The organism is Leifsonia sp. PS1209 (genome assembly GCF_012317045.1).
Classification (GTDB): Bacteria; Actinomycetota; Actinomycetes; order Actinomycetales; family Microbacteriaceae; genus Leifsonia.
Genome location: NZ_CP051154.1, coordinates 492,745 through 505,729, shown reverse-complemented (window position 1 = coordinate 505,729; position 12,985 = coordinate 492,745). Strand labels below are relative to the sequence as shown.

The following is a 12,985-nucleotide window of genomic DNA, read 5'->3' as shown; positions in this document are numbered from 1 at the left end:
AACCCCCGTGACGGCGTCGACCAACACCGGCGCCTCGTGCCCAAAATACTAGCATTAACCGGTCGTACGGTTTTTCGCTCCAGCCCTCGCCAGCGGGAGGTCGTCGCCCCGGTAATGACGGATCCTGCGCCAGTTCCGGAGGGCCAGCTGGACGCAGATCGCGACGGTGAGAACACCGCACACGATCACTCCCCAGGCCCGCGGATTCTCGCCCTGCGTCGGGATGGCCACGGCGAGCGCACCGGTCGCGATCGCCGCCAGAACGGCGAACGACAGCCCGATACCCACTCCGCGCCAGGCCTTGGCGCGCTCCACACGGTCGCCCATTCTCCGGAACTTACTCCCGCGGAGCGGTGAACACCAGATGAACGCGCGGTGAAGAGTCTGTGCACCGAGAAACGGCCGCACCCCATTCCGGGGTACGGCCGTTTCTCGTCGTTCGTGGACTATTCCTTGAACGCGTCCTTGACCTTCTCGCCGGCGTTCTTCAGGTCGGCCTTGGTCTGGTCCGCCTTGCCCTCAGCTTCGAGGCGCTCGTTGCCGGTGGCCTTGCCAGCCGCTTCCTTGGCCTTGCCCCCTGCGTTCTCAGCAGCGTTGTGGATCTTGTCGTCGAGTCCCATGACGATCCTCCCTTTCTCACGCATTCGCGTCGGCTGTCCGCCGACCTGTGAACGACGCTCCCACTCCCCGCCCGTCGCTTCTACCCCCTTGCCAGGAACTTCGGAGAATGCGGGCCTTCCCAGCGGGGGCGGACGCGAAGAGGATGACAAACGTGAGCACCAGTAGCTATCGAATCCAGATCACCCCCGAATTCACCCTGCGCGACGCCGCACAACTTCTCGGCTATCTGCGGAGGCTCGGCGCCGGCTGGGTGTACCTCTCCCCTCTGCTGGAGGCGGAGCCGGGCTCAGCACACGGCTACGACGTGATAGACCACTCCCGCGTCGACCCGGCCCGCGGAGGAGAGGATGCGCTGCGCGCGTTCTCCGACGCCGCCCACCGCCGCGGACTGCGGGTGCTCGTCGACATCGTGCCCAACCACGTCGGCATCGCGACCCCGCGCCTGAACGCCTGGTGGTGGGATCTGCTCACGCACGGTCAGGACTCCGCGTACGCCGGCCACTTCGACATCGACTGGGCGGCAGGAGGAGGCCGGGTACGCATCCCGGTGCTCGGCAGCGACGACGACACCGCAGAGCTGCAGCTCGTCGACGGCGAGCTGCGCTACTACGAGCACCGCTTCCCCATCGCCCCGGGCACGGAGGGCGGAAGCCCCGCCGAGGTGCACGACCGCCAGCACTACGAGCTGGTCTCCTGGCGGCGCGCGGACCACGACCTCAACTACCGCCGGTTCTTCGCGGTGAACACGCTCGCGGGCATCCGGGTGGAGGACGAGAAGGTCTTCGACGACTCCCACGTCGAGATCGGCAGGTGGATGCGCGACGGCCTCGTCGACGGGCTCAGGGTCGACCACCCGGACGGCCTCGCCGACCCCGGAGGCTACCTGGAGCGCCTGGCCGCGCTCGCCGACGGCAAGCCGGTGTGGGTGGAGAAGATCATCGAGGGCGACGAGCGCATCCCGGACTGGCCGGTCAGCGGCACGACGGGGTATGACGCGCTGGCGCTGATCGACCGCGTCTTCGTCGACCAGGCGGGCGAGCAGGAACTCACTGAGCTCGCGGGCGACGCGGAGACGGACTGGGCGACGCTCGTGCACGACCGCAAGCGCGCCGTGGCCGACGGCATCCTGAACTCGGAGGTGCGCAGAATCGCCCGCCAGCTGGACGGCGGAGAGGCCGGGGAGGACACGGTCGACGCCATCGCCGAGCTCGCCGCCTGCTTCCCCGTCTACCGCAGCTACCTCCCGTTCGGTCTCGAACACCTCCACACCGCACGGGATGCCGCGCTCGCCTCCCGGCCGGACATCGCCGACGCCATCGGCCGCGTCTCCGAGCGCCTGTCCGACCCTGCCGACCCCGCAGCCGTCCGGTTCCAGCAGACCAGCGGGATGATCATGGCCAAGGGCGTCGAGGACAACGCCTTCTACCGGTACACGCGGCTCATCACGCTCACCGAGGTGGGCGCGGAGCCCGCGGAGTTCGCCGTGTCCGTCGCCACGTTCCACGAGCGGCAGGCCGACCGGCTGGCCCGTCTGCCCGAGTCGCTGACCACGCTGAGCACCCACGACACCAAGCGCGGCGAGGACACCCGCGCCCGCGTCTCCGAGCTCGCGGAGGTGCCGGGGGCGTGGGCGCGGTTCCTGCGGGAGGTGGGCGCCCGCGCATCCATCGGCGACCCGTCGCTGGAGGACGGACTGTGGCAGGCCGCGGTCGGCGCGTGGCCGATCTCGCGTGAGCGGTTGCGCGAATATGCGCTCAAGGCCGCCCGCGAGGCGGGGACGCGCACGTCGTGGACGGACGGGGACGCAGACTTCGAGGAGCGTCTGCTCGGCCTGGTCGACGCGGCATACGACGACGACATCGTGCGCGGGGAGATCGAGGCGATCGTCGCGCGGATCGACGCGGCGGGAGCATCCAACGGCCTCGGCGCCAAGCTGCTGCAGCTGCTCTCCCCCGGGATGCCGGACGTCTATCAGGGCAGCGAGCGCTGGGAGCAGTCGCTGGTCGACCCGGACAACCGGCGCCCGGTCGGCTTCGAGGTGGCGGATGCGCTGCTCGCCAGGATCGACGACGGCTGGCTGCCGGAGATCGACTCCTCCGGGGCCGCGAAGGTGCTCGTCACCTCGCGCGCTCTGCGCCTGCGCCGCGACCGGCCCGACCTGTTCACGACGTACCGGCCGGTGCTCGCGGAGGGCGCTCAGGCCGACCACCTCGTCGGCTTCGACCGCGGCGGCGCCATCGCGCTCGCGACCAGGCTCCCCATCGGCCTCTCCGCTACGGGAGGCTGGGGAGACACCACCATCGACCTCGGAGGACAACGGATGCGCGACGAACTGACCGGTGCGGAGCACACGGGGGTCACCCCGCTGGCCAGGATCTTCGAGCGCTACCCCGTCGCGCTGCTGGTGGCGCTGTGAACCGGCGGTTCCCGGTGTGGGCGCCCGGCGCATCCACCGTCTCCCTGGTGATCGGCGGCGGAGACAGCGGCGCAGAGCACGTCCTGACGCGCACGGACGGCGGCTGGTGGCAGCTCGACGCGCCGCTGCCGGGCGACGCCCCGCTCGACTACGGCTTCGTGGTCGACGGAGACGGGCCGCATCCCGACCCCCGGTCGCTGCGGCAGCCGCACGGCGTGCACGAGCTGAGCCGCGAGTTCGACCCGTCCGCGCACGAGTGGGCGGACGGGGCGTGGCGCGGCAGGGAGCTGACCGGCGCCGTGATCTACGAACTGCACATCGGCACCTTCACCCCCATCGGAACCCTCGACTCCGCCATCGCCCGGCTCGACCACCTCGTCGAGCTGGGGGTGGATGCGGTCGAGCTGCTGCCGGTCAACGCGTTCAACGGCGAGCACGGCTGGGGCTACGACGGCGTGCTCTGGTACGCGGTGCACGAGCCGTACGGCGGCCCCGCCGCATACCAGCGGTTCGTCGACGCCTGCCACGCCCGCGGCCTCGCGGTGATCCAGGACGTGGTCTACAACCATCTCGGCCCGAGCGGCAACTACCTGCCGGTCTACGGCCCGTATCTGGGCGACGGCCACAGCACCTGGGGAGCGTCGGTCAACCTCGACGGGCCGCAGTCCGACGAGGTGCGGCAGTACATCGTCGACAACGCCCTGTACTGGTTGCGCGAGCTGCACGTCGACGGGCTGCGACTGGATGCCGTCCATGCCCTGCACGACGAACGCGCCGTGCACATCCTGGAGGAGCTGGCGACCAGGGTGGACGCGGCGAGCGCCGAGCTCGGCCGCCCGCTCACGCTGATCGCCGAGAGCGACCTCAACGACCCGCGCATCATCCGTGACCGCGCGCGCACCGGCTACGGCATCGGCGCCCAGTGGGACGACGACGTGCACCACGCCATCCACGCGAACCTCACCGGCGAGACCACCGGGTACTACGCCGACTTCGCGGGCGTGGCGTCGCTGGCGAAGGTGTTCGACCGCGGCTTCTTCCACGACGGCACCTGGTCGAGCTTCCGGGAACGCCATCACGGACGGCCACTGGATGCGGACATCCCCCACACCAGGCTCGTCGCGTTCAGCCAGGATCACGACCAGATCGGAAACAGGGCGGTCGGCGACCGGCTCACCGCCACGCTCACCCAGGAGCAGCTGGCGGCCGCCGCGACGCTCACGCTGCTCGGGCCGTTCACGCCCATGCTGTTCATGGGTGAGGAGTGGGGCGCGACGACACCGTGGCAGTTCTTCACCTCGCACCCGGAGAAGGAGCTCGGCGAGGCGACGGCCCGCGGCCGGATCGCCGAGTTCGCGAAGATGGGCTGGGATCCCGACGTTGTCCCCGACCCGCAGAATCCGGAGACGTTCGAGCGTTCGCACCTCGACTGGTCCGAGCCGGAGCAGCAGGAGCACGCGCGGCTGCTCGCGTTCTACCGCGACCTCATCGCGCTGCGCCGCACCGTCCCCGCCGATGCGCGGGCGACGGACATCGTCGCAGACGGCGACGTGTTCTCGTTCACCAGAGGTGGGATGCGCGTGCTGGTGAACCTGCGCGGGAACCGCCTGCCGGAAAGTGCGGGTTCGACCCCGGATGCGCTGCTCCGGTTCGGCGACGCTGTGCGGGTCGCGCCCGCGGGCTAGCGGACGCCCCCGCGCCTGTCAACGGGTGGCGGCAGGCGACGATGTCTAGATAATCTAACGATTCACCACGAGGCGAGGCTGGCATGAACACAACGGAATATCGAGCGGGACGCGCATGACCGAGCAGGCATCCCGTCGGTATCCGCTGGGGGTCACCCTGGTCGATGGCGGCGCCAACGTGGCGGTCTACAGCGAGCACGCGGACGCCGTGTACGTCTGCGTCTTCGCCGACGACGGCACCGAGACCAGGACCGAGCTGACCAAGCGCACGGCGCACGTCTTCCACGGCATCGTGCCGGGGCTCACGCCGGGCACGAAGTACGGGCTGCGGGTCTCCGGCCCGTGGGACCCGGAGAACGGGCTCCGCTTCAACGACAAGAAGGTGCTGCTCGACCCGCACGCCCGCGCGGTCACCGGCGCGTTCGACACCGGTCAGGCGGTGTTCGGGCACAGCCTCGACGACCCGGACCAGCTCGACGAGACCGACGGAGCGGGGCACGTCGCCCTGTCCGTCGTCATCGACCCGAACTCGTTCGACTGGGGAGACGACCGGCCGCCGGCGACACCGCTCTCCGAGACGGTCGTCTACGAGACGCACGTGAAGGGCTTCACCAAGCTGCTCGACGAGGTGCCGGAGGAGGCGCGCGGCACGTACGCCGGACTGGCGCATCCCGCCGCCATCGACAAGCTGACCTCGCTCGGCGTCACCGCCGTCGAACTGATGCCCGTGCACCAGTTCCTGCAGGATGCGCACCTCCAGGAGAAGGGGCTGCGCAACTACTGGGGATACAACACGATCGGGTTCTTCGCCCCGCACGGCGAGTACGCCGCCTCCGGCGACGCCGGCCAGCAGGTGGACGAGTTCAAGGGCATGGTCAAGGCGCTGCACGCTGCCGGCCTCGAAGTGATCCTCGATGTGGTCTACAACCACACCGCCGAGGGCAACGACCTCGGCCCGACCCTCAGCTTCAAAGGCATCGACAACCCCGCGTATTACCGGCTCGTCGAAGACGACGCTGCGCACTACTTCGACACGACGGGCACCGGCAACAGCGTCAACGTCAGCCACCCCGCCGCGCTGCAGCTGATCATGGACTCGCTGCGCTACTGGGTCACCGAGATGCACGTCGACGGGTTCCGCTTCGACCTCGCGACCACCCTCACCCGGCAGGGTGGAGACGCCAGCCTGCACAGCGCGTTCCTCACCCTCGTGCAGCAGGACCCCACCCTCGCGACGGTCAAGCTGATCGCGGAGCCGTGGGACACCGCCGGATACCAGGTGGGCGGGTTCCCCGCCGGCTGGTCGGAGTGGAACGGGAAGTTCCGCGACGACGTGCGCGATTACTGGCGCGGCACGGACGGGATGCTCGCGACGCTCTCGCAGCGCGTGCTCGGCAGCCCGGACGTCTACGAGGACTCCCGCCGCTCCCCGCTGTCCAGCGTCAACTTCGTCACCGCCCACGATGGCTTCACCCTTGCCGACCTCACCAGCTACGACGAGAAGCACAACGAGGCGAACGGCGAGGACAACGCCGACGGCGAATCCGACAACCGCTCATGCAACAACGGCGTCGAGGGCCCGACGGACGACCCGGAGATCACCGCGAGGCGCACACGCCAGCGGAAGAACTTCCTCGCCACCGTGCTGCTCTCCGCCGGCGTGCCGATGGTCCTCGGCGGCGACGAGCTGGGGCGCACCCAGCAGGGCAACAACAACGCGTACTGCCAGGACAACGAGATCTCCTGGTTCCACTGGGACGACGCGGACACCGAGCTGCGCGACTTCACCACCGCGCTCATCCGGTTGCGCAGGGCGGAGCCGGCTCTGCGTCCTGACTGGTACCGGCAGGCGCCGGAGACGGGCGCGACGGACACTGTGCACATCGTGCGTGCCGACGGCGAGCCGTTCTCCGACGAGGACTGGGAGGACGCGGACGCCAAGTCGATCGCGTTCGAGCTGCGCCACGCCGGGTCGGACAGCTTCCTGCTGCTGCTCAACGCGTCGGAGAACGGCGTCGACTTCGCCCTCCCGGCGACCGACGGAGGGGCATGGGAGCTGGAACTGTCGAGCGACCTCGAGCTCGCGGTCGAGCATCCAGAGTCCCTGATCGTGGGCGAGACCTCGTTCGCGCTGCTGCGTTCGCGGGCCGGCTGATGTCCGAGCACGAAGTGCCCGCGCTCCTCGGCCGGTACCGGCCGCACACCCTCATCGGCAGGGGCGGGGAGGCACGGGTGTTCCGCGCGACGGACGAGCTCCTCGACCGCGAGGTCGCCATCAAGGTCTACCGCTCCGGTGGCGAGGAGGAGATGCTGCAGTACCGCAGGGAGCAGGCGGCGCTCGCGCGGCTCAGCCACCACGGCATCGTGTCCCTGATCGACGCCGGCGTCGACTACTCGGCGCTCGACGACCCCCGGCCGTTCCTGGTGATGGAGCTGGTGTCGGGGACCGACCTGCAGACCGCGATCGTGGAGCGCACCCTCGCCGAGCGGGAGATCGCCGAGATCGCCTACGACGTGTCGGAGGCGCTCGAATACGTGCACGCCAACGGGGTGGTGCACCGCGACATCAAACCGTCGAACATCATGCTGGTGTCCTACGGCACCACGACGTTCCGCGCACGGGCGCGCATCACCGACTTCGGCATCGCCAGCGGGATCGTCGGGCCGGAGCCGGACGAGAACGGCACGACGACCGGCACGGCCGCCTACCTGAGCCCGGAGCAGGCGTCGCGGGAGCACGCCACCCCGGCCAGCGACGTGTACTCGCTCGGCCTCGTGCTGCTGGAGTGCTTCACGCGCACGGTCACCTTCCCCGGCTCCGCCGTGGAGTCCGCCCTGGCACGGCTGCGGGCCGACCCGCCCATCCCGGGCGACCTGCCCGGCCAGTGGACGGCGCTGCTGACGGCCATGACCGCGCGCGACCCTCTCGCCCGGCCGCCGTTCGCCACGCTCACCGCCGCGTTCCGCGACGCGGTCATCGAGTCCGACGGCGTTCACGCCTCCGCCGGGGTTTCGCGCGACTAGCCTCAGACCCGGTTCTGCAGCAGGGCGCGAATGGTGTGGGGCACGGTCTCGTCCTGGAGGGACGTGGTGTCACCGAGAGGGCGTCCGTCGAAGAGGTCGACGAGGAGCCTGCGCATGATCTTGCCCGAGCGGGTCTTGGGGAGGTCGGGGACGATGACGATGTGACGCGGCTTCGCGATGGCGCCGATCTCCCGCGTCACCTGATCGCGCAGCACCTGCTCGCTGGGCGGCTGCCCGGTGGACGCCTGGCCGCTCGGCACGACGAACGCGGCGACGGCCTGGCCGGTGGTCGCGTCGTCGACGCCGACGACGGCGGCCTCTCCGACCTGGGGATGCGCGACCAGCGCCGACTCGATCTCGATCGTCGACAGGCGGTGCCCCGACACGTTGATGACGTCGTCCAGGCGGCCGAGCAGCCAGATGTAGCCGTCCTCGTCCACGGCGGCGCCGTCACCGGCGAGGAAGTAGCCGCGGTCGGCGAACGTCGCCCAGTACGAGTCCCGGTAGCGCTCCGGGTTGCCCCACACCGTGCGCGCCATCGACGGCCAGGTGCCGTCGATCACGATGGAGCCGCCGGAGCCGCGCGGGACGTCCACGCCGTTCTCGTCCACGACACGCACCGTCACGCCGGGCACGGCCGTGGTCGCCGATCCGGGTTTCAGCGCGGTCACCCCGGGCAGCGGCGCGACGATGGCGGAACCGGACTCCGACTGCCACCAGGTGTCGACCACGGGAGCGCTTCCCGCACCGAGCTGCTCCCTGAACCACACCCACGCCTCCGGGTTGATGGCCTCGCCGACCGTGCCGAGCAGCCGGATGCTCGACAGCTCCCACCCGTCGCCCAGGCCATGCGGGAACCAGGTCATGAACGTCCGGATGAGCGTCGGCGCCGTGTAGTACGTGGTGACCCCGTAGCGCTCGATGATCTCGAAGTGCCTCCCGGGATGCGGGGTGTTCGGCGTCCCCTCGTAGATGACGGAGGTGGCGCCGTTGGAGAACGGACCGTAGAGCACGTAGGTGTGCGCCGTCACCCAGGCGAGGTCGGCCGTGCACCAGTACACGTCGGACTCCTTGGCGTCGAACAGCGCCCAGTGGCTCCACGACGCTTGGGTGAGGTAGCCGCCCGTCGTGTGCACGACGCCCTTCGGCGTGCCGGTCGTGCCGGAGGTGTAGATGATGAACAGCGGCGTCTCCGCGTCGAAGAACTCCGGCTCGTGGGTGTCCGGCGCCGCATCCACGATGTCGTGCCACCAGACATCGCGGCCCTCCTGCCACGGGATGTCCGGGGTCAGGTCGCCGGTGCGGCGCACCACGAGCACGTGCTCGATGGCGTTGTCCCCCGCGACGGCCGCGTCGGCGTTGGCCTTCACCGGAACCGCGGTGCCGCGCCGGAACTGGCCGTCGGACGTGACGAGCAGCTTCGCGCCGGTGTCCTCCACCCGGAAGCGCAGCGCCTCCGCCGAGAACCCGCCGAACACGAGCGAGTGGATGGCGCCGACGCGCGCGATGGCGAGCGTGATGACGATGGTCTCCGGGATCACCGGCAGGTAGACGACCACCCGGTCGCCCTGCCCGATGCCGAGGGCCGTGAGCGCGTTGGCCGCCTTCGCGACCCGGCGCTGCAGCTCGCCGTATGTGATGGTCTCCGTGTCGCCCGGCTCCCCGACGAAGTGGATGGCGACCCTGTCTCCGTTGCCGGCGTCCACGTGCCGGTCGACGCAGTTGACGGCGGCGTTCAGCCGGCCGCCCGCGAACCACTCGGCGCGCGGGATGCTCAGCTCGCCGTCCGTGCCGGCGGTCGCGGGCTCCCAGGTGTGAGCGGTGTGCCACGGCTCCGCCCAGTCCAGCCGCGCGGCCTGACGCTCCCAGAACGCGACGGGATCGCTGGCGTCGTCGAACGCATCCGCCCCCACGTTCGCCTGCGCCGCGAACGCGTCGGTCGGCGGATAGAGGCGGGTCTCGCGGCCGAGGTTCTCGATGGTGGAGCTCACCCTCCGACGCTAGCGGCGGGGGCCGCGGCCGGGCGCTGGGCGGCGTAAGGGGACGTAACGCTTGACCGCGCGCAAAGAGTGAGTGTACAGTCACTCACATGTCTTCCTCCTCGCGCTCCACCCTCTCGACCGCCGAAGAACGGCGCGAGACTGTGATCGCCAGCGCCATCGACGTGTTCGGGGCGTCCGGCTACCTCGGCACCCCGATCTCGGCGGTCGCCGAGCACGCCCGGATCTCCCCCGCCTACGTGTTCAAGCTGTTCCCCGGCAAGGAGAAGCTGTTCGTGGCCGCCCTGGATCGCTGCTTCGACCGCATCGAGGACGCCCTCGACACGGGCGCGGCGGCGAGCGCGAGCCAGTCGCCCTCCGACATCCTCTACACGATGGGGGACGCATACGCGGAGCTCATCGCGGACCGCTCGCTGCTCATGCTCCAGGTACACGCCCAGTCGGCAGCGGCAGAACCGGAGATCGGTGCTGCCCTGCGGCGGGGCATGGCCAGGATCACCCGCTTCACCAAGACGCGCTCCGGCGCGACGGACGACGAGGTGCAGCGCTTCATCGCCTTCGGGCAGCTGTGCCACCTCATCGTGACCGCCGGGATCGAGAGCGACTCGTCCGACTGGGCCCGCATCCTCACCGCGGGCATCCGGCACCCGTAGCCGTCCCTGCCCCGCTCCCCTCCTTCTCACACTTCTCGTCGCACCATCCGTTTTCCACACCCTCAAGAGTGACTGATCAGTCACTCACTACCGGAAGGAATCGCTCATGTCCCTCGAATCCACCACTGTCGGCGCCCCGGCCGTCACCCGCAGCGCGCATCGCTGGTGGGCGCTCGGCGTGCTCGCCCTCGCCCAGTTCCTCGTCGTGCTCGACGCCTCCATCGTGAACATCGCCCTCCCGGCGCTCGGCACGCAGCTCCACCTCGACACCGCCGCGCTCGCCTGGGTCATCACCGCATACGTGCTGCCCTTCGGCGGACTCCTCCTGCTCGGCGGGCGACTCGCCGACCGCTACGGCCACCGCCGCGTCTTCCTGATCGGCGTCGCCGGCTTCGTGGTGGCGTCCGCCATCGCCGGGCTCTCGGTGAGCGGCGGGATGCTGCTCGCGGCCCGCGCCGTCCAGGGCGCATCCGCCGCTCTGCTCGCGCCGGCCTCCCTCGCGCTGGTCACCCAGCTGTTCGTCACCGGACGGGACCGCGCGAAGGCTCTCGGCGTCTGGGGCGCCGTCGCCGGGATCGGGAGCGCGGCCGGCGTGCTCCTCGGCGGCGTGCTCACCGCGCTGCTCGGCTGGCAGGCCGTGTTCTTCGTGAACGTGCCGGTGGGCGTCGTGGTGCTCGTCGCCATCCCGTTCCTGGTCGGTCGCGATCCTGCCGGCGACCGCCAGCGCATGGACATCGCGGGGGCGGCCACGATCACCGCAGGGCTCACCGCGCTCGTCGCCGCTCTCAGCTTCGCCGGTCAGCTCGGCTGGGCGAGCCCGGTCACCCTCGGCACGTCGGCCGCCGCGCTCGCCCTCCTGGCCGCGTTCGTGCTGGTCGAACGGCGCGCTGCGCATCCGCTGGTGCCGTTCGCGTTCTTCCGCAACAGGGACGCAGCCACCGGAAACATCGTCATGCTCCTCGCCGGCGGCGCGACGACAGCGCTCTTCTTCGCCCTCTCCGTTTACCTGCAGGAGGTGCTCGGCTACGACGCCCTCACCGCGGGAATCAGCCAGCTCCCCCTCGCCGGGTCGCTCGTGGTGATCGCCGCCGTCGTGCCGGCCCTGATCGCCAAGCTCGGACTGCGGCCGACCCTCGTGGCCGCCCTCGTGGTCTTCGCCGGCGGGATGCTCTGGCTCGCCGCCGCAGGACCGCACGCCTCGTTCGTGGGCGGGCTGCTCGGCCCGAGCATCCTGATCGGCGCCGGGCTGGGAGCAGGCTTCATCACGGCCACGCAGCTCGCGGTCGACGGCGCAACCGCCCAGGACTCCGGACTCGCGAGCGGGCTCGTCAACACCAGCCAGCAGATCGGAGGGGCGCTCGGACTGGCGGTCCTCGGCAGCGTGGCGGCCGCCCGCACCACGGCGGGACTCAGCGCCGGCGACCCTGCTGCCACCGCGGTCTCCGACGGCTTCTCCCTGCTGTTCGTCGGAACCGCCGTCCTCGCGATCATCGGCGCGGTCGTCGTCGTCCTGCTGCGTCAGCGCCGAACGGGAGCATGATGGTCTCCATGGATGCTGTCGACGCCCTGAACGAGATCGCCTTCTGGCTGGAACGGGAACTCGCCCCCACGTTCAAAGTGCAGGCCTTCCGGAGGGCGGCGGGCACCATCGCCCCGCTCAGCGCCGACGAGCTGCGGGAGCGCGTGGCGGACGGGCGGCTGAAGCGCACGAAGGGCATCGGCGACCGCACCTTCCAGGTGATCTCGCAGGCGGTGGACGGACAGGTGCCGGACTACCTGGCCGATCTGCGCGAGAAGAACGCGCATCCACTGGCCGAGGGCGGCGACGAGTTGCGGGCGGCGCTGCGCGGAGACCTGCACGCGCACACCGAGTGGTCGGACGGCACGACGCCGATCGAGGCGATGGCCGCGGCGGCCGCGACGCTCGGCCGCGAGTACCAGGCGATCACCGACCACTCGCCCAACCTCACCGTCGCCAACGGGCTGAGCGCCGAACGTCTCGCCGAACAGCTCGACGTGATCGCGGCGCTCGACACCGGGAGCGTGCAACTGCTCACCGGGATCGAGGTGGACATCCTGGAGAGCGGAGAGCTCGACCAGACGCCCGAGCTGCTCGGCAGGCTCGACGTGGTGGTCGCGAGCGTGCACTCCAAGCTGCGCTCGGACAAGGCCACGATGACCGCCAGGATGCTCGGCGGCATCCGCGACCAGCACACCAACGTGCTCGGGCACTGCACGGGACGGCTGGTCTCCGGTTCGCGCGGCACCCGGCCGCCGTCGGAGTTCGACGCGGAGCGGGTGTTCGCCGCGTGCGCGGAGAACGATGTCGCGGTGGAGATCAACTCGCGGCCGGAACGGCAGGACCCGCCGGACGACCTCATCCAGCTGGCCCTGGCGGCCGGATGCGTGTTCAGCATCGACACCGACGCCCACGCTCCCGGCCAGCTCGACTTCCTCGCGTACGGTGCGGCCCGTGCCGCCGCCAACGGCGTCCCCGCCGACCGCATCGTCACCACCTGGCCGCTCCCCCGCCTCCGCGCCTGGCTGGCCCCCAAATAATCGAGCCGGGACTTGTGCACGCGACAC

10 protein-coding genes are annotated in these 12,985 nt (G+C 70.5%); 7 read left to right on the top strand and 3 right to left on the bottom strand.

Annotation, left to right across the window (positions count from 1 at the left end):
* Positions 1–54 precede the first annotated feature (54 nt).
* Positions 55–327, bottom strand: a complete 273-nt coding sequence (locus tag HF024_RS02515) for a hypothetical protein (protein ID WP_085370668.1) — start codon at positions 325–327, stop codon at positions 55–57.
* A 119-nt stretch (positions 328–446) separates the two neighbouring features.
* Positions 447–620 carry a CsbD family protein gene (locus tag HF024_RS02510; protein ID WP_085370669.1) on the bottom strand — a complete coding sequence of 58 codons (174 nt, stop codon included), beginning with the start codon at positions 618–620 and terminating at the stop codon, positions 447–449.
* A gap of 143 nt (positions 621–763) precedes the next feature.
* On the opposite strand from HF024_RS02510, the gene treY reads away from it, so the two are divergent.
* The 4 genes from treY (at position 764) to HF024_RS02490 (ending at position 7,746) form a co-directional block, all read left to right on the top strand.
* The gene (treY, locus tag HF024_RS02505; RefSeq protein ID WP_085370696.1) at positions 764–3,037 is read left to right on the top strand and encodes a malto-oligosyltrehalose synthase; all 2,274 of its coding nucleotides are present in this window, start codon (positions 764–766) and stop codon (positions 3,035–3,037) included.
* On the top strand, positions 3,034–4,722 hold the full coding sequence (gene treZ / locus HF024_RS02500) for a malto-oligosyltrehalose trehalohydrolase (protein WP_168688526.1): 1,689 nt from the start codon (positions 3,034–3,036) through the stop codon (positions 4,720–4,722). Before treY ends, treZ begins: the two co-directional genes overlap by 4 nt.
* A gap of 115 nt (positions 4,723–4,837) precedes the next feature.
* Positions 4,838–6,877, top strand: a complete 2,040-nt coding sequence (gene glgX, locus HF024_RS02495) for a glycogen debranching protein GlgX (protein ID WP_168688525.1) — start codon at positions 4,838–4,840, stop codon at positions 6,875–6,877.
* Positions 6,877–7,746: a serine/threonine-protein kinase gene (locus tag HF024_RS02490; RefSeq protein WP_168688524.1), complete on the top strand. Its 870-nt coding sequence runs from the start codon at positions 6,877–6,879 to the stop codon at positions 7,744–7,746. The genes glgX and HF024_RS02490 overlap by 1 nt, the downstream gene beginning before the upstream one ends.
* A gap of 2 nt (positions 7,747–7,748) precedes the next feature.
* On the opposite strand, the gene acs is transcribed toward HF024_RS02490, so the two are convergent.
* Positions 7,749–9,737, bottom strand: a complete 1,989-nt coding sequence (gene acs / locus HF024_RS02485; protein WP_168688523.1) for an acetate--CoA ligase — start codon at positions 9,735–9,737, stop codon at positions 7,749–7,751.
* Between the two features lie 98 nt (positions 9,738–9,835).
* Here acs and HF024_RS02480 point away from each other — a divergent pair, with 98 nt between their 5' ends.
* The 3 genes from HF024_RS02480 (at position 9,836) to HF024_RS02470 (ending at position 12,958) form a co-directional block, all read left to right on the top strand.
* Complete coding sequence (locus HF024_RS02480) at positions 9,836–10,399, top strand: TetR family transcriptional regulator (RefSeq protein ID WP_168688522.1); 564 nt, start codon at positions 9,836–9,838, stop codon at positions 10,397–10,399.
* Between the two features lie 106 nt (positions 10,400–10,505).
* The gene (locus tag HF024_RS02475) at positions 10,506–11,939 is read left to right on the top strand and encodes an MFS transporter (RefSeq protein ID WP_168688521.1); all 1,434 of its coding nucleotides are present in this window, start codon (positions 10,506–10,508) and stop codon (positions 11,937–11,939) included.
* An 8-nt stretch (positions 11,940–11,947) separates the two neighbouring features.
* Positions 11,948–12,958 (top strand): PHP domain-containing protein, encoded by a 1,011-nt coding sequence (locus HF024_RS02470; protein WP_168688520.1) that lies wholly within the window; start codon positions 11,948–11,950, stop codon positions 12,956–12,958.
* The last annotated feature ends 27 nt before the right edge of the window (positions 12,959–12,985 follow it).